This window comes from Seohaeicola saemankumensis, from assembly GCF_021021435.1.
GTDB lineage: Bacteria > Pseudomonadota > Alphaproteobacteria > Rhodobacterales > Rhodobacteraceae > Seohaeicola.
Genome location: NZ_JAINWI010000009.1, coordinates 74781 through 97478, shown reverse-complemented (window position 1 = coordinate 97478; position 22698 = coordinate 74781). Strand labels below are relative to the sequence as shown.

Genomic DNA, 22698 nt, shown 5'->3' with positions numbered 1-22698 from the left:
AGACAGGCAGACGGAGACACCAATGGCCGGCCATTCAAAATGGGCAAACATCCAGCATCGCAAGAACCGTCAGGATTCGGTGCGCGCCAAGCTCTTCTCGAAGATGTCCAAGGAAATCACCGTGGCCGCCAAGATGGGCGATCCGGATCCCGAAAAGAACCCGCGTCTGCGATTGGCGGTGAAGGAAGCGAAATCGCAATCTTGCCCCAAGGATGTGATCGAACGCGCCATCAAGAAAGCCATCGGCGGCGAGGGCGACAATTACGAGGAAATCCGCTACGAGGGGTATGGCCCCAATGGTGTGGCGATCATCGTCGAGGCGATGACCGACAACCGCAACCGCACCGCATCCAACGTGCGCTCGACTTTCACCAAGAACGGCGGCAATCTGGGCGAGACCGGATCGGTGGGCTTCATGTTCGACCGCAAGGGCGAGATTACCTATCCCGCGAAGGTGGGCGATGCCGATACCGTGCTGATGGCTGCGATCGAGGCCGGTGCCGAGGATGTGGAAAGCAGTGAGGACGGCCATACAATCTGGTGCGCCGATACCGATCTGAACGAGGTTGCTACCGCGCTTGAGGGTGTTCTGGGCGAATCCGACAGCACCAAGCTGGTCTGGAAACCCACCACCACGACCGAGATGGATCTGGACAGCATGACCAAACTGATGAAGCTTGTCGATGCGCTGGAAGATGATGATGACGTGCAACGCGTCACCACCAATTTCGAGGCCAGCGACGAGGTAATGGGTCAGCTTTGATCCCGTCCGGTCAGTGACATGCAAGGGCGTCCCGCCGGGGTGCCCTTTTGCGTTGCAGGGTCGTGACAACCGCGTTTGGGCCTGCCAAGACTGAAGCGTCACAGACAACGGGTCAGGCGGACGGGTGCAGGCGGATTACACGATCATTGGCGGGGGGATTGTCGGGCTTAGCGTGGCATGGGGCCTGCTCAGGGCCGGAAAAAGCGTGATCGTGCTGGATGGCGATGATGGCAGCTTTCGCGCCAGCCGTGGTAATTTCGGCCTGATTTGGGTGCAATCCAAAGGCTTGGGCAATCCCGCCTATGCACGCTGGACGCAGCGGTCGGCTGCGTTGTGGCAGGGCTTTGCCGCCGAACTGGGGGCAGGGGCGGGGGTCGATCTGTCCTTGCGGCAAGAGGGCGGATACGACTTCCATTTGGACGAGGCCAAACTGGAGGCCACGGTCGCCCGCTATGCCGCGCTACGCGATGCCTTGCGCGGGGATTACCCGTTCGAGGTGCTGGGACATAACGCGCTCAAGCGCGAGGAGCCGGAGGTTGGGCCGCGTGTCGCGGGTGCGATCCTGCATCATCAGGATGGTCACGTGAACCCGCTACGCCTGTTGCGCGCGCTGGCGGTGGATGTGCGCCGCCTTGGCGGGCAGGTGCTGGCCGGACAGGCCGTCACGGATGTCGAGGCCAAGGGTGGTGCCTTGCGGATCATCTGCGCTTCGGGTCAACCGGTCGAGGCGGCGCAGGTGGTGCTATGTGCAGGGCTTGGCACGATGGAGCTTGGCCCGAAACTGGGGTTTTCCGCGCCTGTGCGTCCGCAACGCGGGCAGGTACTGGTGACCGAAAAACTGCCCAAGCTGATGAACCGCCCCTCTGCCACGATCCGGCAGGTCGACGAGGGCGGTATCCAGATCGGGGCCAGCGCGGAAGAGGTGGGGTTGGACGACCGCGTGTCCACGCCGACCGCCGCCGCGATTGCAGCACAAGCCGTAGCAGTGATGCCGCGTCTGGCCAGCGCGCAGATGGTGCGAAGCTGGGCTGCCCTCAGGATCATGTCGCCGGACGGATTGCCGATCTACGCCCGCAGCGCGACCTTGCCCGGGGTCAGTCTTGTGACCTGCCATTCCGGTATCACGCTGGCTGCCGCGCATGCACTGCTGCTGCCGCGCTGGCTGGACGCGGCGACGGATGCCCCCGATCTGGACGCGTTCAGTGAGGCCCGCTTTGCGCTTTCATGATCTTGATCCCGACAGACCGCTTGTCCCGGTGACGCTGGACGGCCAGCCCGTTGATCTGCCGGATGGGGCCAATCTGGCGGCGGCCTTGCTAGGGGCGGGGATCGACAGGTTTCGCGCCACGCCGGTTTTGGGCGCGCCGCGCGGGCCGTTCTGCATGATGGGGGCCTGTTTCGATTGTTTGATCGAAGTGGATGGCGTGACACGTCAAGCCTGCATGGTGCAGGTGCAAGCGGGCTTGGTTCTGTCGCGTCCGGCCGGTCAGGTGGGGACATGAACTCAGCCGATCTGATCGTGGTCGGGGCCGGACCCGCTGGCATGGCCGCGGCGTCCGAAGCAGCAGCAGCGGGTCTGACCGTGGCGGTTCTGGACGAGCAGACCGGACCGGGCGGGCAGATTTACCGCGCGGTAACGCAGGGCGGCGCCACTCGTGCTGCGTTGCTGGGACGGGACTATCCGGTGGGTGCAATGCTGGCGCGGGCGATGCAGGCGGGGGGGGGGCGCTATCTGGTAGGGGCCGTTGTCTGGCAGATTGAACCGGGTGCGACGGGCATCACCGTCAGCTATTCGCAACAGGGGCACGCCGCGCAAATACGGTGCGCGCGGTTGGTCCTGGCCACTGGCGCACTGGAGCGGCCCGTGCCGGTGCCGGGCTGGACCCTTCCCAGCGTGATGACAGCGGGGGCGGGGCAGATCTTGCTCAAGGCGTCTGGGCTGGTGCCGGAGCGCTGTGTGCTGGCGGGATCGGGGCCGCTTTTGTATTTGCTGGCGGTCCAGATGGCGCGGGCGGGCAAGCCGCCGTTGGCACTGATTGAGACGCAAGGCGCAGGCGATATCCTGCGCGCAGTGCCACATCTGGCGCGTGGCGCGCGTGGCTGGCGAAGTCTGGTCAAGGGGGTGGGCCTGCTGGCAGAACTACGCCGCTTTGGGGTGCGGCGCATCACCGGCGCGCGCGATCTGCGGATCACCGGCACGGAAAGAGCCGAAGCGATTGAATACACGGCTAAAGGTCGCAGCCAGCGGATCGCTTGCAATACGGTGTTACTGCATCAGGGGGTTGTGCCAAATACACAGATCAGTCAGGCGCTGCGGCTTGCGCATGTCTGGCTGGAAGGCCAGCATGCTTTTGCGCCGCGCTGCGATCGTTGGGGCGAGACTTCTGCAGCAGGTATTTTCGTGGCCGGTGACGGGGCCGGGATTGCGGGGGGCATTGCAGCAGCGTCGGCGGGCCAGGTGGCGGCTTTGCAAGTGGCCTACCAGCTTGGCCGGATGGATAGTGCCGCGCGGGATGCCAAAGCGCGTGCACCATTTGCTGTGCTTGCGGCAGAACGCGCCGTGCGTCCGTTTCTGGAACGCGCCTATCCGCCATCCGATCAGGTTCTGGCCCCCACCGATGCCACGATCATCTGCCGCTGCGAGGAGGTCACCGCCGGACAGATCCGCGATTGGGCGCGGTTGGGTTGCACCGGACCGAACCAGGCCAAAGCCTTTGGACGGGTGGGGATGGGGCCTTGTCAGGGGCGCTATTGCGGGTTGAGCGTTACCGCCTTGCTGGCGCAAACGCATGGGGTCAGCCCAGCCGCTGTCGGAATGTTCCGCATCAGACCGCCTTACAAGCCCGTCACGCTTGGAGAATTGGCCCAACTGGACAATGGCGGTGATGAATAGCGCCCGCGCAACCGGGGCGCCGCCCCGGACCCCGGGGATATTTCGGGCAAGAAGAAACCGGGTTCGGTGATCGTTTTGCTGTAGGATGTGCACAGGTTTGTCCACATTTAGGGATGAAGAAGCTGGCTAGACCGCTTTGGAAGGCTTTTCAATTTTCGTTCTGAACGAGATGGCAACATCATTTTAGCCGCGCACGCTTATTAAATACCCAATCATTGGCAGAGCTTATCCACGACAGGCTTAGAGCTTGTTAGCTATTGTGTGGATAACTGAGCAGGATTTTATCCACAGGTTCAAGGTTGCCTTGACCTGCCTTTGCCACCCCGATACGCGCAGATGAAACGGACAATCGGGGTGTGTGATGCAGGCGATAGGGGCGGGGTTCGGGCTGGGGCTGTCGCTGATCATGGCGATCGGGGCGCAGAATGCCTTTGTGCTGCGTCAGGGTATCCGGCGCTCGCATGTGCTGGCGGTCTGTCTGACCTGCGCGCTCAGCGATGCGATCCTGATCGCCGCCGGTGTCGCGGGCTTTGGCCGGTTGACGCAAGCCGCCCCGTGGATTGAGCCGGTGATGCGCTGGGGCGGCGCGGCGTTTCTGGTCGTCTATGGCGCGCGCTCTTTCCTGTCGGCATGGCGCGGGGGCGCTGTTCTGGTGGCCGAAGGGCAAGGAGGCGAGGCGCTGGGGCCTGTTCTGCTGACCTGTCTGGCGCTGACATGGCTGAATCCGCATGTCTACTTGGATACAGTCGTGCTGCTCGGCGCTGTGGCAGCGCAATATGAAGACAGGCTTGGTTTTGCGCTAGGCGCCATGACGGCGAGCGTCGTGTTCTTTTTTACATTAGGCTATGGTGCACGGCGCTTGGCCCCGCTATTTGCCCGCCCGCAGGCATGGCGCGTGCTGGATTTCGCGGTGGGCCTGCTGATGTGGACGATTGCCGCAAGCCTGATCCGCGGCGGTTAAGTTATCCTGAGCGCACAAGTTTTTGCCTGCAGCCCTTGCAGCTCGCCCCGCTTCGTGGCTTGATGCCGCCATGATCATTCAAGAACGACCCGTCCGCCCTGTTCTGGGTGTATTCTGGATGGTGGTGACGGGCCTTTTGTTCGTGGGCGTCACTGCGCTTGTGAAATATCTCGGCCCCGGCATCCCTGCACCAGAGGCAGCGTTCCTGCGCTATGCCATTGGTCTGGTTTTCCTGATCCCGCTGATCCGCCCGATCCTTGCAACACAGCTGTCGCGCCGCCAATGGAGCCTGTTCACCCTGCGCGGGCTGTCCCATTCCATCGGTGTGGCCCTGTGGTTTTATGCGATGGCGCGCATCCCAATCGCGGATGTGACGGCGATGAACTATCTCGCGCCGATCTATGTGACGCTGGGCGCTGCCCTGTTTCTGGGCGAGAAACTGGCCACCCGCCGCGTGATTGCCGTGATCATCGCGCTGTTGGGCGCGCTGATCATTCTGCGTCCCGGTTTTCGCGAAATCGGACCCGGCCATCTGGCGATGCTGGGGGCTGCCGTTGTATTCGGCGCGTCCTATCTGTTGGCCAAGCTGCTGACGGACGAGACGAATGCCGCGATTGTGGTCGGCATGCTGTCGATCTGGGTGACAGTCGGACTGGCTCCGATGGCGTTTGCGGTCTGGGTGCCGCCCAGCCTTGAGGCTTTGGGCATCCTGACGCTGGTGGCGCTTCTGGCAACGACGGGGCATTACACCATGACACTGGCCTTTGCCGCGGCGCCAGTCACCGTGACCCAGCCGGTCACCTTTCTACAACTGGTTTGGGCCGTCGCCTTGGGAGCTTTGTTCTTTGACGAGGGTGTGGATATTTGGGTCGTCATCGGCGGGCTGGTCATCCTGGGATCGGTGACTTTTATCACATGGCGCGAGGCGGTTCTGAAACGGCGCCCGATCACGCCGCCCGCGACGGCCACCAAGGTTTAGCCCTTGCGCTGATCTTTCGAGGCTGTTGCGCGCGGGTCCAGCAGTCCGGCAAGTACATCGGCCCGCGTGATCCGGCCCACAGCTTGCCCTGCGGCGTCCGTCACGGTCAGTCCGGCTTCGTCGGCCTGTTGCAGCCCTTGCATGACAGCGCGCAGACCTGCGCCAGCGGCGATTCTTAACCCGTGGCTTGCTGAGGTCACAGGCTGCATCACATCGGCCGCAGTCAATACGCCCAAAGGATTCATATGGGCCACGAATTCGGCCACGTAATCGGTGGCGGGATTGGTAAAGATCTGCTGCGGGGTGCCGCATTGCACGATGCGGCCACCTTCCATGATCGCAATCCGGTTGCCCAGTTTGAACGCCTCGTCAAGGTCGTGGCTGACGAAGATGATGGTGCGTTTCAGCGTGGCCTGCACCTCAAGCAGTTCGTCCTGAAGGCGCGCGCGGATCAGCGGGTCGAGGGCCGAGAACGGCTCGTCCATCAGCAGGATGGGGGCCTCGGTCGCGAAGGCGCGGGCAAGACCCACGCGTTGTTGCATGCCGCCTGACAGTTCTGCGACCTTGCGGTCGGCCCATTGCGACAGGTTCACAAGCTCCAGCTGCGCCTCGACACGGGCCCGGCGTTCCGCGCGCCCCATGCCGCCCAGCTCCAGCCCAAGGCCCACGTTCTCGCGCACCGTGCGCCAGGGCAGCAGGCCGAATTGCTGGAACACCATGGCCACCCGGTGCAGCCGGATGCGGCGCAGCGTGGCTGCGTCGGCATGGGTGACATCGACCAGCACATTGCCGTCACAGACATGGGCCGCGCCCCGGCAAACCGGGTTCAACCCGTTGACCGCGCGCAGCAAGGTGGACTTGCCCGAACCGGAAAGGCCCATGAGCACCAGGATCTCGCCCTCGGCCACCTCGAGCGAGCAGTCATGCACGCCCAGCACCTGGCCCGTCTCCTGCTGGATCGCGGACCGGCTGTGGCCCTCGTCCATCAGGGGCAGGGCGCGTTCGGGCTGATCTCCAAAGACGATCGAGACATTGTCGAAGCGCACGGCGATGCCTGCGGTCTCTCGTGGGGCTGTCATGCGGGTCATTTCCGTTCGATCCTCAGCATGCGGTCCAGCAAGATGGCCAGCACCACGATCACCAGACCGGATTCAAACCCCAGTGCGGGGTTCACGCGGTTGAGCGCCTGCAGAACTGGCACGCCCAGCCCGTCCGCGCCCACCAGCGCCGCGATCACCACCATCGACAGCGACAGCATGATGGTCTGGTTCAGTCCCGCCATGATCTGCGGCAGCGCATAAGGCAGTTCCACCTTGAGCAGGGTCTGGCGCGGAGTGGCACCGAAGGCTTGCGCCGCCTCCAGCAGTGGGGTGGGTGTAGCGGTAATTCCCAGATGGGTCAGGCGGATCGGTGCGGGCAGCACGAAAATCACCGTGGCGATCAGGCCGGGCACCATGCCGATGCCGAAAAATACAATGGCGGGAATGAGATAGACAAAGGTAGGCAGGGTTTGCATCAGATCGAGCACCGGACGGAGGGCACGAAACAGCCCCGGCCGATGCGCCGCAGCAATCCCGATGGGCACGCCCAGCCCCATACAGACCACGCAGGCCGCCAGCACCAGCGTCAGCGATTGGGTGGTCTGGATCCAATAGCCCTGATTGACGATGAACAGAAAGCCCAAGCCCACCAGAGCGGCCGGTTTCCAGCTGCGTTGCAAGACCACGGTCAGGGCAACAAAGACGCCGATCACGACCAGAGGATGCGGCGATTGCAGGATCCACAGGATCGCGGCGATCAGGGTCTCCAGCCCGTCTGACATCCCGTCGAAGACAAAGGCGCCATGTGTTTCCAGCCATATGAAGGCGCTGTCGGCGTAGTCGCCCACGGGGATCTTGGTCTCGGTCAGCCAGTTCATCGGGTTAAGACCCCTTTTCTGGCGCAGCTTGCCACGGCGGGCTGCGCATACCCTTCCCCCGCGAGAGGGAAGGTGTTTTGCTTAATGTGCTGTGACAGTTGCGATCACAGACCCAGCGCCGCGCGGGCGGCGGGCAGGGCTTCGGCACCATCGAGGGTGGTGACGCCGGACAGCCAGCCGTTCAGCACGTCGGGATTCGCGGTTAGCCATGTCTTTGCTGCTTCGGCCGGATCAGCGCCATCGTTCAAGATCGCGCCCATGATCTCGTTCTCCATGGCCAGGGTGAACTCCAGGTTGCCGAAGAAGGCGCCCAGATTGGGGCATTCGGCGGCATAGCCCGCGCGCGTATTGGTGCGCACCTCGGCGCCGCCAAGGTTGGGGCCGAACCAGTCATCGCCGCCTTCCAGATAGGTCATGTCGAAATTGGCGTTCATCGGATGGGGTTCCCATCCCAGAAACACAATCGGCTCGCCACGTCGGTCAGCGCGCGTGACCTGCGCCAGCATCCCCTGTTCCGAGCTTTCGGCGACGCTGAAGCTGCCAAGGCCGAAGGCATCGGCGGCGATCATGTCCATGATCAGGCGGTTGCCGTCATTGCCAGCCTCGATCCCGTAGATCTTGCCTTCCAGCGCGTCGGCATGCGTGGCGATATCGGCAAAGCTGGCGATGCCCAGATCGGCGGCGGCACCGTTCACGGCCAAAGTATACTTCGCGCCGGTCAGGTTGGTGCGGATAGTGTCGACTGTGCCCGCGTCACGATAGGGGGCAATATCGGCCTCCATCGTGGGCATCCAGTTGCCAAGAAAAACGTCGATATCGCCCTTGGACAGCGAGATATAGGTGACCGGCACGGACAGAATCTTGGTTTCTGTCTCATATCCCAACGCTTCCAGCACCACGGATGTCGCGGCGGTGGTCGCGGTGATATCGGTCCAGCCGACATCCGAGAATGTGACCTTGTCGCATTGGGCAAAGGCAGGTGTTGCGACCAGCAGGGCCAGTGCCGTCAGCGGGGTTGCGAGGGCGGTTTTCTTGGTCATCTGTGTCTCCCGTGTTGTTATTGATTGACTAGTCAATAAAAAAACATTTAGCGTCTTGTGGCAAGTTTATCGGAGAAAACCATGCCCAAGCTCGGGATGGAGCCTATACGCCGTGCCGCCTTGGTGGAAGCGACAATCACCGAGATTGGCAAATGCGGCACGCTGGATGTCACTGTCGCGCAGATCGCGCGGCGGGCAGGCATGTCCTCGGCTTTGGCGCATCACTACTTTGGCGGGAAGGAACAGATCTTTCTGGCAGCCATGCGCCATACTTTAACGCTTTATGCGGCAGGTGTGCGCGGGGCGCTGGAGATGGCCGATGATTCAAGGCAGCGGCTTGAGGCGATCGTGCGCGCCAGTTTCGCAGGCAGCAATTTCCGCCGCGAGGTGGTGGCGGCATGGCTGAACTTCTACGTGCTGGCACAGGTGTCGGAAGATGCGCGGAAATTGCTGTCGGTCTATCAGCGCAGGCTCAGATCGAACCTGACGCATGATTTGCGCCCATTGGTGGGCGCGCGAGCGCGGGATGTGGCCGACCGGATCGCGGCGCTGATCGACGGGGTGTATCTGCGGCAATCATTGGGGCTGGGACAGCCCGATAGCGGTGCTGCGGTGGCGACCGTGCTGGGTTATCTTGATCTGGAATTACAAAGGGGTAGGGCATGAAAGACGACCGCGCGCGGCCCAATATCCTGATCGTGATGGTCGACCAGTTGAACGGCACGCTGTTTCCTGACGGACCAGCAAACTGGCTGCATGCACCCAACCTCAAGGCGCTTGCGGCGCGGTCCACGCGCTTTGCAAATGCCTACACGGCTTCGCCCCTTTGCGCGCCCGGACGGGCGAGTTTCATGTCGGGCCAGTTGCCCAGTGGCACGCGGGTGTATGACAATGCTGCCGAATTCGCCTCCAGCATCCCGACCTACGCGCATCATCTGCGGCGTGCGGGCTATTACACGTGCTTGTCCGGCAAAATGCATTTCGTCGGTCCCGACCAGTTGCACGGGTTCGAGGAGCGTCTGACCACCGATATCTATCCCGCCGATTTCGGCTGGACGCCGGATTACCGCAAGCCGGACGAGCGGATCGACTGGTGGTATCACAATATGGGATCCGTCACCGGCGCGGGTGTGGCCGAGATCACCAACCAGATGGAATATGACGACGATGTTACCCATCAGGCGGTGCAGAAAATCTATGACCTGTCACGCGGGGCGGATGCGCGGCCGTGGTGCCTGACCGTCAGCTTTACCCATCCGCATGACCCCTACGTGGCGCGGCGCAAATACTGGGATCTCTACGAGGATTGCGACCATCTGATGCCCGAGGTGGGACCCATCCCCTATGAGAAGCAGGACCCGCACTCCAAGCGGATATTCGATGCCAATAACTGGCGTTCTTACAATCTGACTGACGCGATAGTGGCCCGTGCAAGACGTGCCTATTTTGCCAATATCAGCTATCTGGACGACAAGATCGGCGAGGTTCTGGCCACGCTTGAGGCGACGCGCCAGCAGGCTATCGTCCTGTTCGTCAGCGACCACGGCGATATGCTGGGCGAGCGCGGATTGTGGTACAAGATGTGCTTTTACGAAGGCTCGGCCCGTGTCCCGCTGATGATTGCGGCCCCAGACATGACCGCGGGGCGTATTGATGCGCCGGTCAGCACGATCGACGTCTGCCCGACGTTGTGCGATCTGGCGGGCGTCAGCATGGACGAGGTGATGCCGTGGACCACGGGTGAAAGCCTCGTGCCGCTTGCTCAGGGCTTTGATCGCGCCAGTCCGGTGGCGATGGAATATGCGGCAGAAGCATCGAACGCCCCGCTAGTCTGTCTGCGCTATGGCCGGTGGAAATATACCCGCTGCCAGCTTGATCCCGACATGCTGTTCGATCTGGATGCCGACCCGCACGAATTGCATAATCTTGCGGATGATCCCGCGCATCAAGGCACGCTGGCAAGCCTGCGTGCCAAGTCCGAGGCGCGCTGGGATCTGGCCCGTTTCGACGGCGAGGTGCGGGAAAGTCAGGCGCGACGCTGGGTCGTTTACGAGGCTTTGCGTCAGGGTGGCTATTACCCGTGGGATTTCCAGCCGCTGCAAAAAGCCTCGGAACGCTACATGCGCAACCACATGGACCTGAATATCCTCGAGGAAAGCAAACGCTTTCCACGCGGGGAATGATCGGCCCGCGATCATCCCTGTGCCTTACCATTTCATCTTGCCGGAAATACTCAACATGACCCAATTTGCCACACAGCCCGCCGCCAGCCACTTTGTGAACGGCCGCTATCTCGAGGACACAGAGGGCGCGCTGATCGATGTGATCTATCCGGCCACCGGCAAGGTGATCGCCCGTGTGCATGAGGCCACCCCTGCCGTCATTGAAGAGGCGATCACCAGCGCGCGGGCGGCGCAAAAGGCATGGGCTGCAATGCCGGGCGTGCAACGGGGGCGCATCCTGCGGCGTGCGGCCGATATCATGCGCGAACGCAACCGCGACCTGAGCATTCTGGAAAGCCATGATACGGGCAAACCCCTCTCTGAAACGCTTTATGTCGACGCGACCAGTGGCGCGGATGCGCTGGAGTATTTCGGCGGGATTGCGGCCAGCCTGACGGGGGATCACATCCCCTTGGGCGAGAACTGGGCCTATACCGTGCGCGAAGCTTTGGGCCTTTGCGTGGGTATTGGTGCTTGGAACTATCCTACCCAGATCGCCTGCTGGAAGGGCGCACCTGCGCTGGCCTGCGGCAATGCGATGATCTTCAAACCCTCCGATGTGACGCCGCTTTGCGCGTTGAAAGTGGCGGAAATCCTGCATGAGGCGGGGCTTCCTGCGGGGCTTTACAACGTCATTCAGGGGCGTGGCGCCGTCGGTGGCGCATTGGTGGGTGATGCCCGCGTCGACAAGGTCTCGCTGACCGGATCGGTGCCGACCGGCAAGAAGGTCTACGCCGCTGCCGCCGCTGGCTTGAAGCATGTGACGATGGAACTGGGTGGCAAGTCACCCCTGATCATCTTTGATGATGCCGATCTGGACGATGCGGTGGGCGGGGCGATTCTGGGGAATTTCTATTCCTCGGGGCAGGTTTGCTCAAACGGAACGCGGGTCTTCGTGCAAAAAGGCATCCGCGAGGCGTTCCTCAAGCGCCTGTCCGAACGTCTGGCCAAGGCCGTGATCGGCGATCCGCTGGATGAGACCACGAATTTCGGCCCGATGGTGTCCGAGCGGCAGTTGGGGATCGTCGAGACCTACATCGTCAAAGGCGTCGAGGAGGGCGCGCGGCTTGTCTGTGGCGGCAAGCGTCTGGACAAGGACGGGTTCTGGATCACGCCTGCTGTCTTTGCCGATGTGACGGACGACATGACCATCGCACGTGAAGAGATTTTCGGCCCCGTCATGTGCGTTCTGGATTTCGATGACGAGGACGAGGTCATCGCACGGGCCAATGACACGGAATTCGGCCTGTCAGCGGGTGTTTTCACCCGCGATCTGGCGCGAGCGCATCGCGTCGTGGGCCGCATGGAGGCAGGCACCTGCTATATCAACACCTATAACGATGCGCCGGTCGAAGTGCCTTTCGGCGGGGTCAAGATGTCAGGCGTCGGGCGCGAGAACGCCAAGGCCGCGATCGAGCATTACAGCCAGCTCAAATCGGTTTTCGTGCGCATGGGGCGGGTCGAGGCGCCTTTCTGAAACGTCAGGGGCCACCAGGCCGGCACACCCACCCGACCACCCCGCGCCAGCATGGCGGATCGGGGCCGGTCGAAGCAGTGCAGGCGATCTTTAAGATGAACAGGACGACAGACAGTGACGATGGAAGCCGATTTCGTGATCATAGGGGCGGGCAGTGCAGGCTGCGCCATGGCCTATCGCCTGGCCGAAGCGGGGGCTTCGGTTCTGGTGGTGGAACATGGCGGCACCGATGCGGGGCCATTCATCCAGATGCCTGCCGCGCTATCCTATCCGATGAATATGAAGCGCTATGACTGGGGCTATCAGTCCGAACCCGAACCGCATCTGAACAACCGCCGTCTGGCCGTGCCGCGCGGCAAGGTGATCGGTGGTTCCAGCAGCATCAACGGGATGGTCTATGTGCGCGGCCATGCACGCGACTTCGACCATTGGCGCGATCAGGGCGCGGATGGCTGGGGCTATGCCGATGTGTTGCCCTATTTCCGCCGGATGGAGCAATCCCACGGCGGGCAAGAGGGTTGGCGCGGCACCGACGGGCCGCTGCATGTCCAGCGCGGACCACGCAAGAACCCGCTCTTCCATGCTTTTGTCGAGGCGGGGCTGCAAGCGGGCTACGGCCTGACCGATGACTATAATGGCGAGCGGCAGGAAGGTTTCGGCCCCATGGAGCAGACCGTCTGGCGTGGGCGGCGCTGGTCGGCGGCCAATGCCTATTTGCGGCCTGCGTTGAAACACGCCAATTGCGGCCTGATCCGTGCCTTCGCGCGACGTGTTGTCATCTCGGAAGGGCGCGCCACGGGAGTCGAGGTGACGCGCGGCAATGGCATCGAGATCATTCGCGCGCGGCGCGAGGTGGTGCTGGCCTCGTCCTCGATCAACTCTCCCAAGCTGTTGATGCTGTCGGGGATCGGCCCCGCCGCGCATCTGACGGAACACGGAATTCCAGTCGTGGCCGACCGTCCCGGGGTTGGGGGCAACCTTCAGGACCATCTGGAATTGTATATCCAGATGGCGGCCAGCCAGCCTGTAAGCCTGTTCAAGTACTGGAACCTCTGGAGCAAGGCGCTGATCGGGGCGCAATGGCTGTTTACCGGCAAGGGGTTGGGCGCCAGCAACCAGTTTGAAAGCGCGGGCTTCATCCGCTCGCGGGCTGGTATCGACTATCCCGATATCCAGTTCCATTTCCTGCCCCTTGCTGTGCGCTATGACGGCAAGATCGCCGCCGAGGGTCACGGATTTCAGGCCCATGTCGGCCCGATGCGCAGCCCCTCGCGCGGGACGATCACCTTGCGCTCGTCCGATCCTGCGGATGATCCTGTGATCCGTTTCAACTATATGTCCGAGTCGCAGGACTGGTGGGAGTTCCGGCAATGTATCCGCCTGACCCGCGAAATATTCGCGCAGAAGGCATTTAAACCGTTTGTAAGTTATGAGATTCAGCCCGGACTTTCGCTGCAAAGCGACTCCGAACTGGATGATTTCATCCGCGAACATGCCGAAAGCGCCTATCACCCTTGCGGCACATGCCGGATGGGACGGGCCAGTGATCCTCTGGCGGTTGTCGATCCGAAAGCGCGGGTGATCGGGGTCGATGGGCTACGTGTGGCGGATAGCAGCATTTTTCCGCGCATTACCAATGGCAATCTCAATGCGCCCTCGATCATGGTCGGCGAGAAGGTCAGCGACGATTTGTTGGGTCGTGATCCCTTGCCTGCCGACAACCGCGCGCCGTGGGTCCATCCAGATTGGGAAAGTGCGCAGCGCTAAGGTGGTGAACGCAGAAAACTGTCGCATAGGTAACAGTTTGAGTCATTTAATGATCCAGAAGTTAACTTTTCGTTAACATTCGTTAAAGCTTTGGGTTGAAATGGTTTCAAAAGCGTTTGAAATCGCCCCATGTTCAAAATCATTTTTTTCCTTCTTTTCGCAATCGTTCTTCTGGCCGCCAGCTTTGCAATGGCCGGCACGCCGAACGGGCTGATCCGTGTCATTGACGGCGATACGCTGGATGTCGGGGGTGTGCGGGTCCGTTTGCACGGGATCGACGCACCCGAGGCCAACCAGCGCTGCGAGACAGAGCAGGGTGTCACATGGGATTGCGGGGCATGGGTCAGCCGCGAGGTGCGCGCCCGCTATCAGGGCAAGTCTGCCGCTTGCGAGGCGCTGGACAGCGACCGCTATGGTCGTGTCGTGGCCCGTTGCAAAGTGGGTGGGCAGGATATGGGAGCGGCACTTGTCGGTGACGGGTTGGCCTTTGCCTATCGGCGCTACGCGATGGACTATGACCTGATCGAGAAACAGGCAGCGGTCGCAGAACGCGGGCTTTGGGCCATGCGGGTGCAGGACCCTGCAGCGTTTCGCCGGGATGGCGGGGCTGCTCCGCGCGCAGCGCGTGCTGCAAGTGATTGCAACATCAAGGGAAATATCAGCGCCAAGGGCGAGCGGATCTATCACAGTCCGGGTCAGGACCATTATGATCGCACGCGCATCAACACCGCGCAGGGCGAACGTTGGTTCTGTTCCCCCGCCGAGGCGCAGGCTGCGGGATGGCGCGCCGCGCGTCGCTGAACCTGTGCCGCCGAAACGCTGCACACGGATTGTGCGCGAATAAGGGGCTGCACTGTGTCTGCCGGCGTTGTATCCACCTGCCATGTCAAAACCGTTTTCGATAGAAACCCGCACCGGCCTGCCCGAGCATCTTCGTGTGCTGGCAGACCGCTATCCGCGCGCGGAATGGCGCGGGCATATGAATTTCAATGACCTGACCGGTTTCTGGCTGGAGCGTCACTTGATGTTCCGGCAGGTGCTGGACAAGGTGATCGGAGACACGCAGGCGCATCTTGACGGCTATACAGGTCGCTACGGGCCGGAACTGTCGCGCTACACAGGTTTTTTTCTGGACCAGTTGCACGGGCATCACCAGATCGAGGATCAGCACTATTTCCCGCAATTCATGGCGATGGACAAGCGGCTGGAGCAGGCTTTCGACATTCTGGACGTGGATCATCACGCGCTGGACCACCATCTGAACGCGCTGGCCGATCATACCAATCAGGTTCTGCGGGCCTTGCAGCAGGGCCAAAAGGCGCGGGACGAAGCGGGTCGCCTGTTGGCTGTGCAGGAAGGGTTCAAAACCTTTCTGAACCGGCATCTGATGGACGAGGAAGAGATCATCGTGCCGATCGTTCTGGAATACGGGACGGAAATGTCGTGAGGCCGGCTGTTTTGTGGCTGGATTGATCTGTCTCAAGGTACGGTTGGGCTGGCTTTGCTAGTCTTGACCAACGCAACCAGAAGGAGACAGGCGCGATGTCCAACACCCCCCACGAACTGCATGACGAATTCCCCTCGAAAGCCGCGAAGATTGCGGAACTGAAGACCGCTGATGCCCATTTCGCGCGACTGGCCGAGGACTATCACAAGATCAACCGCGCGGTTCATAGGGCGGAGACCCATGTGGAACCTGTCGAAGAACTGGTCGAGGTCGAAATGCGGAAAACCCGCGCGGCCCTGAAGGATCAGATCTACGCCTATCTGAAAGACTGATCCCGAAAGCCACAGATGCAGGGGGCGCAGGGGGATCCCTGCGCCCTTTTTGCGGTCAATCGACGGTATAGGGCAGGATGCCGCGTTCGTCGCTGTTGATGGTCAGACGTCGTTCCAGCGGCGGGACCGAGCGTTGGTGGCAATCCTTGCGCTCGCAAATCCGGCAGGAAATGCCGATAGGTTCGAATGCGCGGGGGTTGGCAAGGTCAAGATCGTCGGCATAGACAAGATCAGCGGCGTGCCGCACCTCGCACCCCAGCGCGATGGCAAAACGGCGTGTCGGTGCGCCGAAGCTTCCGCCGGGCTTGGACACATCTCGCGCCAGATTGATATAGCGAACCCCGTCCGGCGTTTCCGCCAGTTGCCGCAGGAACCTGCCCGGAGTCTCGAATGCGCGATGGACGTTCCAGAGCGGGCAGGCCCCGCCGAAACGGGCGAATTGCAGCAATGTCGCGGAATGGCGCTTGGTGATCGTACCGGCCTGATCGACGCGGACAAAGAAAAACGGGATGCCTTTGGCGCCGGGTCGTTGCAGCGTGGACAGGCGGTGCGCAACCTGTTCGATTGATGCGCCGAACCGGTGCGCCAGCAATTCCAGATCGTGCCGCGTATCGCGCGCCGCCGCCTGAAAGGTTGTATAGGGCATGATGGCGGCACCGGCAAAGAAGTTGGCGAGGCCAATCTTGGCAATGGCGCGCGCTTGATCAGTCTGGAAACGTGCCAGATCGAGCGTTGCTTCCAGAAGAGCATTCTGCTTCAATAAGGCAAGTTGTAGCAAAAGCTGGAACCCTTGAGTCTCCAAACTTGCACGCGACGACAGCGTCAATCGCTTGGCTGCCGGATCATAGTGGCGCATACCAGAAATGTCTGTAAACGATACGGTTACGCCTGCCTGTTCAAGCGTTCTGAGGGCATGGGCGCGGATGCCTGCGGGACCTGCTGCACTTGCGAAATGCTCAGCGGTGCGGTCCACAGCGTCGATGTAATTGTCGCAATAGTGAAAGAAATCGCGCACCTCATCCCAAGGTGAAGGCTGAGTTCTGGCGTCCTCGCGGCCCAAGGCCTCGTCCAGCGAGGCCAGGCGCTCGTGGGTTTGCCTGTAAGCGCGGTGCAAATCCAGAAAAGCGCGCACCAAGGCGGGTGCGTTCGAGGCTGTCAGGCGCAGATCGGCCAAGGGCGGTGCGTTTTCGGCAAAGACCGGATCGGCCATCGCCTCGCGCATGTCGGACACCAACCTTTCGCTGTCGCCAGAGCCAAGTTCGGTGACGTCAAAACCGAATTCCTGCGCCAAGGCCAGCACCACCGACGTGGATACCGGACGGTTATTATTCTCCATCTGGTTCAGATATGGCAGGGACACCCCCAGCTTGGTGGCAAAGTCTTTTTGCGTCAGGGCCAGACGCTGGCGCGTTTCGCGCAGCTTTGCCCCTGCATAAAGTTTCTGCGTGGCCATGAAGGTGCCTTTGCAAAGTCCGGATTGACCGGAAGCCTAACTTTGCAAATCTGTTGGGGCAAGGGGGGTCAGAAGCCCAGTTGCCGCTCGCGGCGGATGACGTAGAGGATCGCAAGCACCGCCAGAACCGAGGTGACGAACATGATCCAGACCAGCGGGAACTCGCCCCGTCCGGGCTTCAGCAATGCGCCTGCCAGTGCGGATAGGCCCGCGCCGCCGCCAATCATGATTGCCCCGCCTAGGCCTGATGCCGTGCCTGCCAGGTGCGGACGCACCGACAGCATGCCTGCGGTTGCATTGGCGATCACCATGCCGTTGCCCACACCGACAAGGCTCATGAAGCCAAAGAAGGTGATGGGGCCGGAAAAGCCGGAATAGCTGACGATCAGCGACAGGCCCATGCCGATCACCGAGATGATCGTGCCCGAGAGTACCATCCGGTTGACTCCGTGCCGCGCGGCAAGAACGCCCGTGGCCCAGTTGCCAAGGAAATAACCGATCGAAGGGGCTGCGAAATACAAACCCAACTGGCTGGGCGTCAGGCCAAAAACCTGCGTGCCGACAAAAGGCGCGCCGCCGAGATAGGCGAAGAACGCACCCGAGCCGAATGCCGAGGCCAGGCAATAGCCCCAAAAACGCTGTGATCGCAGCAATTCGGGATATTCGCGGAATTGCTGCCCGATGGAATTCTCGCTGGGCGTTCCTGTCTCGCCCAGATCGCGCCATGCAATGACCAGAACCAGCACACCACACAGCAGCAGCATCCCGAAATTTGCCTGCCAGCCAAAGGCATCCTCCAAAATGCCGCCAATCGCGGGGGCGATCATCGGCACCACGGCCATGCCCATCGTCACGTAGCCAATCATCGAGGCGGCGCGGTCTTGCGTATACATATCACGCACCACAGCGCGGCTGAGAACCATCGCTACGGCGACTACTGCCTGAAGGGCGCGGAAGATCAAAAAGACGGTCGCATTCGGGGCCAGTAGGCAACCCAGTGTCGCAAGGCAGAACAGGATCACACCCCACAGGATCACAGGCCGACGCCCGATCTTGTCCGATATAGGGCCGATCAGGATTTGCAGCACCGCGCTCATGGAAAGATAGGTGGCGACCGATAGCTGCATGACGCTGTAATCCACCTCGAAATGCAGCGCCATACCGGGGAGGGATGGCAGAAAGATATTCATGGCCATAGCCGAGATCCCTGCCAGCAGGATCAGCGTCGTCACATGAGGGGCGGTGGAGCGGTCCAGATAGCGGACGGGTTTCGGCTCTTGCATGGCTGAATGCGTAAGATGCCGATTTGGGGAAGTCCATTGCCGGGGTGCAGAAATATGCCGCTTTGCAATTTGCAGGATGACTATTGCCAATAGTTTGCAAATTTGCCGAAATCTGCTTTGTTTGATGATGAAGCCGCCCTATACCGGAGCGCAAGAAGACAGACCGCAAGGTCTTGTCCGCGATGAAGGCCGTCGGGCCCGGATATTCTTCCGGAGCACGGCGGCAGCAGCAGGGAAGAGCCGATGAAAGACATCCTTCAGGAACTCGAAGAGCGCCGCGCCGCCGCACGTCTTGGCGGGGGGCAGCCACGCATTGATGCACAGCATTCCAAGGGCAAGCTGACCGCGCGCGAGCGGATCGAGCTGTTGCTGGATGAGGGCAGCTTTGAGGAATACGACATGTTCGTAACCCATCGCTGCACCGATTTCGGGATGGAGGAAAGCAAGCCGCGCGGTGATGGTGTCGTCACGGGCTGGGGCACCATCAATGGCCGGATGGTCTATGTGTTCAGCCAGGATTTCACCGTGCTGGGTGGCTCGGTGTCCGAAACCCATGCGGCGAAAATCTGCAAGATAATGGATATGGCGGTGCAGAACGGTGCCCCTGTTATCGGTATCAACGATTCGGGCGGTGCGCGGATTCAGGAAGGCGTGTCTTCGCTTGCCGCTTACGGCGAGGTGTTCAAGCGCAATATTTTGGCCTCGGGCGTGGTGCCGCAGATCAGCCTGATCATGGGACCATGTGCGGGTGGCGCTGTCTACAGCCCCGCGATGACCGATTTCATCTTCATGGTGAAAGACAGCTCCTACATGTTCGTGACCGGTCCCGATGTGGTGAAAACCGTCACCAACGAGGTTGTCACCGCCGAGGAACTGGGCGGTGCCTCGACCCATACCAAGAAATCCAGCGTCGCCGATGGTGCGTTCGAGAACGATGTCGAGGCTTTGGCCGAAGTGCGCCGCCTGGTGGATTTCCTGCCTCTCAACAACCGCGAGAAGCCGCCGGTGCGTCCTTTCTTCGACGATCCCGCGCGGATCGAGATGAGTCTGGATACGCTGGTGCCGGAAAACCCCAACATGCCCTATGACATGAAGGAGTTGATCCTGAAGGTCGCGGATGAGGGCGATTTCTACGAGATACAGGAAGACTTTGCACGCAATATCATCACCGGCTTTATCCGTCTGGAAGGCCAAAGCGTAGGTGTCGTGGCCAACCAACCGATGGTGTTGGCAGGCTGTCTGGATATCGACAGCAGCCGCAAGGCCGCGCGTTTCGTGCGCTTCTGCGATGCCTTTGAAATCCCAATCCTGACGTTGGTGGATGTGCCGGGCTTCCTGCCGGGCACGACGCAGGAATATAACGGCGTGATCAAGCATGGTGCGAAACTGCTGTTCGCCTATGGCGAGGCAACGGTGCCGAAGGTTACGGTGATTACCCGCAAAGCTTATGGCGGGGCCTATGTCGTGATGGCGTCCAAGCATTTGCAGGGCGATGTGAACTACGCCTGGCCCACATCCGAAATTGCGGTGATGGGATCGAAAGGTGCGACAGAGATTCTGTATCGCAGCGAATTGAACGATCCCGAAAAGATCGCGGGTCGCGTCAAGGATTACGAGGACCGGTTTGCCAATCCCTTCGTCGCCGCCGAACGCGGTTTCATCGACGAAGTGATCCAGCCGCATAGCACAAGGCGGCGCGTGTCGCGGGCTTTTGCGGCGTTGCGCAGCAAGAAGCTGACCAATCCTTGGAAGAAGCATGACAACATCCCGCTGTAGCGCGGGACAAGAGGCCTGCCCCCCGCGCGAGGAGGCGTGAGGGGTGGGTCCGGAGTTTTCGGTAATTCAACTTGGTAAAAAGGGTGTCGCGCCGGATGGTCGGGGTTGCAGAAGATGCGCGGATAACGCGGCAGGGTGCGTGGCACCTTGTGCGTGACGGGGAGGTTCTGACCCTGTCGCGGCATTTGCCTGCGCGCTTCGATGTCTCGGCCTCGCTTGTGCTACAAGGGCAGGGCCGCGGGGTTGGTCGTGCGCGTCTGGCCCATCAAGTGCGTCAGGATGTTTGGCGGCGCCTGCGCGATCTGCGCGGTTTCCGGCCTGTGGTGCGGGTCGTGCGTGCAGGCGATTCGATGCATCTGACAGCGGGCGGGGCGTTGCAGGGCGGCGTGCCTGCTGCGGCGCTGCGCCTGCGGGTCGAAGCGATGCTATACGATCTTCTTTCCGATCCGGCCCGTCAATCCCGCTGGCTACGCCATGCAGGGGGGGCGGCATGATCCGGTCTTGCGGACTTTGGATGGTTGCGGCCAGCGCCCTTACCACTGGTATGGCTGAGGGGCAGACAGCACTTCCCTCAGGGTTCAATGCCGAACTGCTGGAGGGGTTTGTCGAAGTCCAGCCCGATGGCGCGCGCTGGGCTCGGTTTCGCTATGTGATGCCCGCGTTGGCGGATGATGCCGTCTATGACAAGGTGCAGGGTGACTTCGCTGTGCTTTGCGATGGCACTGCAGTGCCGATGCTGGATGCGGCGGGCGAGGAGGTTTCGCAAGTTGTTGTCTCTCTCATGGACAAGCCGCTCGAATTCGGTCAGTCCGATCCCGGAACGGTACAATATTTCGAGGTTTTCACGATCCGTGAAGGCCGCTGTATCTGGGAGGAATTCTGATGCTTCCACAATATCTTGCGGGGCGGACTTCATTCAGCGGCCCGAATGAGTCTTTTCTGACACAGCATAGCCACTTTCACGGCTCCCGATATGTTTCGTCACCTTGTTCCGGTATGATCACAACTGGTCGCATCCATGTGACCGATACCTCGTACAGGAGGCAGGCCGCGTCACAGGGCGGGGTTCTGTCTGGAACAAGTAACTGGAGAAACAGATGTCGAAGAACATCACGAGCATGTTGGTTCTTGGCATGGTTGTCCTCGTGGCAGCCTGCTCGAAGCCTAAAGAAGAAGAATTCGTCGTTGTTGAGCCTGCGCCCATCTCGATGGAGCCGAGCTACACCGGCAAATACAAGTAACCACCAATCGGGACCGGCGGCAGGCCTCTGGCCGCTGCCGGCCCCTATCCGGCCCCGACCTTTGATCGCCAGCCAGAACCCGTTGATGGCGACAATCGTAGTGCAAAAGGCGGTAGACAGTCGGGCACAGCACCGCACGGCTGCCCCTGCATTGACAGGCTGTTATCGTGACGCGGTTCCGGGGCAATCAAACCTGGAGGGCGTATTATGCTGAAGCATCGCGGTTTTCCGGGGCGTCTGCCGGGAAGTGACTTCCAGTTCATTATCCGACGCGCGAACCCGAAAGGGATCACGCCCCTGTCCCGACGGGAACGCTACCGCGACCGCAAGGCCGTGGACAGGCGCGCTGATGCGGCATTCATGGAAGCCTTGTGGATGCATTTCGGGGATGAGCCATTCGAGCGCGGTAATCTGGATGCAGGCCGCCTGAGTTGGTTGTTCGGGCGCGAGGTCGTGCCCGCGTCCGAGCCTTTCGATCCCGAAAGTTATGAAGCGCTGCTGGTTATCGACGTCGATGCTGCGCGCGCCGCGTTTCCCGAGGTGTTCGAGGAATGATCGGCGGGTTTTTGCAGACGTTCGGTCGCTTTGGGCAGGAAATGGCCCAGTTTTTTCAAGCCTGCGAATCGCGCTTGGCGGGGCAGAAAACTTGCGGCAGTCTCGGCCCGGTAGTGGTAGCCCAACCCCTTCGGGCGAAGACTGGCAGTCTGTTCCGTTACCCTTCCCCTGATGGGCGGTGTGCCTTTCCCCTAGGCACCCCGCCCATTTTTTTGACAGCAAGGTCAATGCGTTCACCCGATAGGCGAAGCCTTGCCCATTCCGGGAAAATTAGCCGCGCGCCTTTTTATGTTGTGAATGTTGTGTCATCCTCCATCGCTGGAACAAAGTTCAACCTGGAAGGCTATACATTATGCAAATCACGAAATGGGTCGTCGGCGCAGTATGCGCTCTCACACTTGCAGCTTGTGGCGACACGGCGCTCGAACAGGGCGTCATCGGTGCGGGTGCAGGTGCCGGCACAGCGATCGTGCTGGACGGCAACCCTGTCAGCGGCGCGGTCATCGGCGGCGCAGCAAACGTGCTTTACTGCCAGAGCAATCCCGGCCGCTGCTAACGCCAAGGCCGTTGCGGGCATTCGTCCGCACCTTG

General features: G+C 61.3%; 24 protein-coding genes. 19 read left to right on the top strand and 5 right to left on the bottom strand.

Going from position 1 to position 22698, the window contains the following annotated elements:
• Positions 1 to 22 precede the first annotated feature (22 nt).
• The 6 genes from K7H22_RS05780 to K7H22_RS05755 all read left to right on the top strand — a co-directional run bounded on the left by K7H22_RS05780 (position 23) and on the right by K7H22_RS05755 (position 5596).
• A complete protein-coding gene (locus tag K7H22_RS05780; RefSeq protein WP_230799787.1) occupies positions 23 to 763 on the top strand; it encodes a YebC/PmpR family DNA-binding transcriptional regulator in 741 nt (246 codons plus the stop codon).
• 124 nt (positions 764 to 887) lie between these two features.
• Positions 888 to 1991, top strand: a complete 1104-nt coding sequence (locus K7H22_RS05775; protein ID WP_230799786.1) for an NAD(P)/FAD-dependent oxidoreductase — start codon at positions 888 to 890, stop codon at positions 1989 to 1991.
• Positions 1978 to 2265: a 2Fe-2S iron-sulfur cluster-binding protein gene (locus tag K7H22_RS05770; RefSeq protein WP_230799785.1), complete on the top strand. Its 288-nt coding sequence runs from the start codon at positions 1978 to 1980 to the stop codon at positions 2263 to 2265. The genes K7H22_RS05775 and K7H22_RS05770 overlap by 14 nt, the downstream gene beginning before the upstream one ends.
• Positions 2262 to 3656, top strand: coding sequence for an NAD(P)/FAD-dependent oxidoreductase (locus K7H22_RS05765; RefSeq protein ID WP_230799784.1), 1395 nt, complete (start codon positions 2262 to 2264; stop codon positions 3654 to 3656). The genes K7H22_RS05770 and K7H22_RS05765 overlap by 4 nt, the downstream gene beginning before the upstream one ends.
• 361 nt (positions 3657 to 4017) lie before the next feature.
• Positions 4018 to 4617 (top strand): LysE/ArgO family amino acid transporter, encoded by a 600-nt coding sequence (locus K7H22_RS05760; RefSeq protein ID WP_230799783.1) that lies wholly within the window; start codon positions 4018 to 4020, stop codon positions 4615 to 4617.
• A 70-nt stretch (positions 4618 to 4687) separates the two neighbouring features.
• A complete protein-coding gene (locus K7H22_RS05755; RefSeq protein WP_230799782.1) occupies positions 4688 to 5596 on the top strand; it encodes a DMT family transporter in 909 nt (302 codons plus the stop codon).
• On the opposite strand, the gene choV is transcribed toward K7H22_RS05755, so the two are convergent.
• The 3 genes from choV to choX form a co-directional block, all read right to left on the bottom strand.
• Positions 5593 to 6675 (bottom strand): choline ABC transporter ATP-binding protein, encoded by a 1083-nt coding sequence (gene choV, locus K7H22_RS05750; protein WP_230799781.1) that lies wholly within the window; start codon positions 6673 to 6675, stop codon positions 5593 to 5595. The two genes, K7H22_RS05755 and choV, sit on opposite strands and share 4 nt — an antisense overlap.
• A gap of 5 nt (positions 6676 to 6680) precedes the next feature.
• A complete protein-coding gene (gene choW / locus K7H22_RS05745) occupies positions 6681 to 7514 on the bottom strand; it encodes a choline ABC transporter permease subunit (protein WP_230799780.1) in 834 nt (277 codons plus the stop codon).
• A 104-nt stretch (positions 7515 to 7618) separates the two neighbouring features.
• Positions 7619 to 8554, bottom strand: a complete 936-nt coding sequence (choX, locus tag K7H22_RS05740; protein ID WP_230799779.1) for a choline ABC transporter substrate-binding protein — start codon at positions 8552 to 8554, stop codon at positions 7619 to 7621.
• Between the two features lie 81 nt (positions 8555 to 8635).
• Between choX and betI the strand changes: the two genes are divergently transcribed.
• From betI to K7H22_RS05705, 7 genes are all read left to right on the top strand, one after another.
• The gene (gene betI / locus K7H22_RS05735) at positions 8636 to 9220 is read left to right on the top strand and encodes a choline-responsive transcriptional repressor BetI (RefSeq protein ID WP_230799778.1); all 585 of its coding nucleotides are present in this window, start codon (positions 8636 to 8638) and stop codon (positions 9218 to 9220) included.
• Positions 9217 to 10737 (top strand): choline-sulfatase, encoded by a 1521-nt coding sequence (betC, locus tag K7H22_RS05730; RefSeq protein ID WP_230799777.1) that lies wholly within the window; start codon positions 9217 to 9219, stop codon positions 10735 to 10737. Before betI ends, betC begins: the two co-directional genes overlap by 4 nt.
• Before the next feature lie 55 nt (positions 10738 to 10792).
• Positions 10793 to 12253 carry a betaine-aldehyde dehydrogenase gene (betB, locus tag K7H22_RS05725; RefSeq protein WP_230799776.1) on the top strand — a complete coding sequence of 487 codons (1461 nt, stop codon included), beginning with the start codon at positions 10793 to 10795 and terminating at the stop codon, positions 12251 to 12253.
• 120 nt (positions 12254 to 12373) lie between these two features.
• Positions 12374 to 14020, top strand: a complete 1647-nt coding sequence (gene betA / locus K7H22_RS05720) for a choline dehydrogenase (protein ID WP_230799968.1) — start codon at positions 12374 to 12376, stop codon at positions 14018 to 14020.
• A 129-nt stretch (positions 14021 to 14149) separates the two neighbouring features.
• Positions 14150 to 14821 (top strand): thermonuclease family protein, encoded by a 672-nt coding sequence (locus tag K7H22_RS05715; protein ID WP_230799775.1) that lies wholly within the window; start codon positions 14150 to 14152, stop codon positions 14819 to 14821.
• Positions 14822 to 14903: 82 nt separating this feature from the next.
• Positions 14904 to 15467, top strand: coding sequence for a hemerythrin domain-containing protein (locus K7H22_RS05710; protein ID WP_230799774.1), 564 nt, complete (start codon positions 14904 to 14906; stop codon positions 15465 to 15467).
• Positions 15468 to 15562: 95 nt separating this feature from the next.
• Positions 15563 to 15799 (top strand): YdcH family protein, encoded by a 237-nt coding sequence (locus K7H22_RS05705; protein ID WP_230799773.1) that lies wholly within the window; start codon positions 15563 to 15565, stop codon positions 15797 to 15799.
• A 55-nt stretch (positions 15800 to 15854) separates the two neighbouring features.
• Here the strand turns inward: K7H22_RS05705 and K7H22_RS05700 are convergent, their stop codons facing one another.
• Positions 15855 to 17252 carry a helix-turn-helix domain-containing protein gene (locus K7H22_RS05700; protein ID WP_230799772.1) on the bottom strand — a complete coding sequence of 466 codons (1398 nt, stop codon included), beginning with the start codon at positions 17250 to 17252 and terminating at the stop codon, positions 15855 to 15857.
• A gap of 68 nt (positions 17253 to 17320) precedes the next feature.
• Positions 17321 to 18535 (bottom strand): multidrug effflux MFS transporter, encoded by a 1215-nt coding sequence (locus K7H22_RS05695; protein ID WP_230799771.1) that lies wholly within the window; start codon positions 18533 to 18535, stop codon positions 17321 to 17323.
• A gap of 243 nt (positions 18536 to 18778) precedes the next feature.
• Here K7H22_RS05695 and K7H22_RS05690 point away from each other — a divergent pair, with 243 nt between their 5' ends.
• From K7H22_RS05690 to K7H22_RS05665, 6 genes are all read left to right on the top strand, one after another.
• Complete coding sequence (locus K7H22_RS05690) at positions 18779 to 20311, top strand: acyl-CoA carboxylase subunit beta (protein WP_230799770.1); 1533 nt, start codon at positions 18779 to 18781, stop codon at positions 20309 to 20311.
• A 95-nt stretch (positions 20312 to 20406) separates the two neighbouring features.
• A complete protein-coding gene (locus tag K7H22_RS05685) occupies positions 20407 to 20805 on the top strand; it encodes a hypothetical protein (RefSeq protein WP_230799769.1) in 399 nt (132 codons plus the stop codon).
• Entirely contained in the window at positions 20802 to 21194 is a 393-nt protein-coding gene (locus tag K7H22_RS05680; protein ID WP_230799768.1) for a DUF6497 family protein, read from the top strand. The genes K7H22_RS05685 and K7H22_RS05680 overlap by 4 nt, the downstream gene beginning before the upstream one ends.
• A 214-nt stretch (positions 21195 to 21408) precedes the next feature.
• The gene (locus tag K7H22_RS05675) at positions 21409 to 21552 is read left to right on the top strand and encodes a hypothetical protein (RefSeq protein WP_230799767.1); all 144 of its coding nucleotides are present in this window, start codon (positions 21409 to 21411) and stop codon (positions 21550 to 21552) included.
• 207 nt (positions 21553 to 21759) lie between these two features.
• Positions 21760 to 22107, top strand: coding sequence for a hypothetical protein (locus K7H22_RS05670; RefSeq protein ID WP_230799766.1), 348 nt, complete (start codon positions 21760 to 21762; stop codon positions 22105 to 22107).
• 352 nt (positions 22108 to 22459) lie between these two features.
• Positions 22460 to 22663 carry a hypothetical protein gene (locus K7H22_RS05665; protein ID WP_230799765.1) on the top strand — a complete coding sequence of 68 codons (204 nt, stop codon included), beginning with the start codon at positions 22460 to 22462 and terminating at the stop codon, positions 22661 to 22663.
• Positions 22664 to 22698: the final 35 nt, after the last annotated feature.

What these genes read in the sequence shown, in the direction of transcription:
- K7H22_RS05700 (WP_230799772.1), bottom strand. Translation starts at nt 17,252, where the DNA reads ATGGCCACGCAGAAACTTTATGCAGGGGCAAAGCTGCGCGAAACGCGC.
- K7H22_RS05715 (WP_230799775.1), top strand. Translation starts at nt 14,150, where the DNA reads ATGTTCAAAATCATTTTTTTCCTTCTTTTCGCAATCGTTCTTCTGGCC.
- K7H22_RS05780 (WP_230799787.1), top strand. Translation starts at nt 23, where the DNA reads ATGGCCGGCCATTCAAAATGGGCAAACATCCAGCATCGCAAGAACCGT.
- choV (WP_230799781.1), bottom strand. Translation starts at nt 6,675, where the DNA reads ATGACAGCCCCACGAGAGACCGCAGGCATCGCCGTGCGCTTCGACAAT.
- K7H22_RS05695 (WP_230799771.1), bottom strand. Translation starts at nt 18,535, where the DNA reads ATGCAAGAGCCGAAACCCGTCCGCTATCTGGACCGCTCCACCGCCCCT.
- K7H22_RS05685 (WP_230799769.1), top strand. Translation starts at nt 20,407, where the DNA reads ATGGTCGGGGTTGCAGAAGATGCGCGGATAACGCGGCAGGGTGCGTGG.
- K7H22_RS05760 (WP_230799783.1), top strand. Translation starts at nt 4,018, where the DNA reads ATGCAGGCGATAGGGGCGGGGTTCGGGCTGGGGCTGTCGCTGATCATG.
- K7H22_RS05665 (WP_230799765.1), top strand. Translation starts at nt 22,460, where the DNA reads ATGCAAATCACGAAATGGGTCGTCGGCGCAGTATGCGCTCTCACACTT.
- K7H22_RS05690 (WP_230799770.1), top strand. Translation starts at nt 18,779, where the DNA reads ATGAAAGACATCCTTCAGGAACTCGAAGAGCGCCGCGCCGCCGCACGT.
- choX (WP_230799779.1), bottom strand. Translation starts at nt 8,554, where the DNA reads ATGACCAAGAAAACCGCCCTCGCAACCCCGCTGACGGCACTGGCCCTG.
- betA (WP_230799968.1), top strand. Translation starts at nt 12,374, where the DNA reads ATGGAAGCCGATTTCGTGATCATAGGGGCGGGCAGTGCAGGCTGCGCC.
- K7H22_RS05710 (WP_230799774.1), top strand. Translation starts at nt 14,904, where the DNA reads ATGTCAAAACCGTTTTCGATAGAAACCCGCACCGGCCTGCCCGAGCAT.
- K7H22_RS05755 (WP_230799782.1), top strand. Translation starts at nt 4,688, where the DNA reads ATGATCATTCAAGAACGACCCGTCCGCCCTGTTCTGGGTGTATTCTGG.
- choW (WP_230799780.1), bottom strand. Translation starts at nt 7,514, where the DNA reads ATGAACTGGCTGACCGAGACCAAGATCCCCGTGGGCGACTACGCCGAC.
- betC (WP_230799777.1), top strand. Translation starts at nt 9,217, where the DNA reads ATGAAAGACGACCGCGCGCGGCCCAATATCCTGATCGTGATGGTCGAC.
- K7H22_RS05705 (WP_230799773.1), top strand. Translation starts at nt 15,563, where the DNA reads ATGTCCAACACCCCCCACGAACTGCATGACGAATTCCCCTCGAAAGCC.
- K7H22_RS05670 (WP_230799766.1), top strand. Translation starts at nt 21,760, where the DNA reads ATGCTGAAGCATCGCGGTTTTCCGGGGCGTCTGCCGGGAAGTGACTTC.
- betI (WP_230799778.1), top strand. Translation starts at nt 8,636, where the DNA reads ATGCCCAAGCTCGGGATGGAGCCTATACGCCGTGCCGCCTTGGTGGAA.
- K7H22_RS05675 (WP_230799767.1), top strand. Translation starts at nt 21,409, where the DNA reads ATGTCGAAGAACATCACGAGCATGTTGGTTCTTGGCATGGTTGTCCTC.
- K7H22_RS05680 (WP_230799768.1), top strand. Translation starts at nt 20,802, where the DNA reads ATGATCCGGTCTTGCGGACTTTGGATGGTTGCGGCCAGCGCCCTTACC.
- betB (WP_230799776.1), top strand. Translation starts at nt 10,793, where the DNA reads ATGACCCAATTTGCCACACAGCCCGCCGCCAGCCACTTTGTGAACGGC.
- K7H22_RS05765 (WP_230799784.1), top strand. Translation starts at nt 2,262, where the DNA reads ATGAACTCAGCCGATCTGATCGTGGTCGGGGCCGGACCCGCTGGCATG.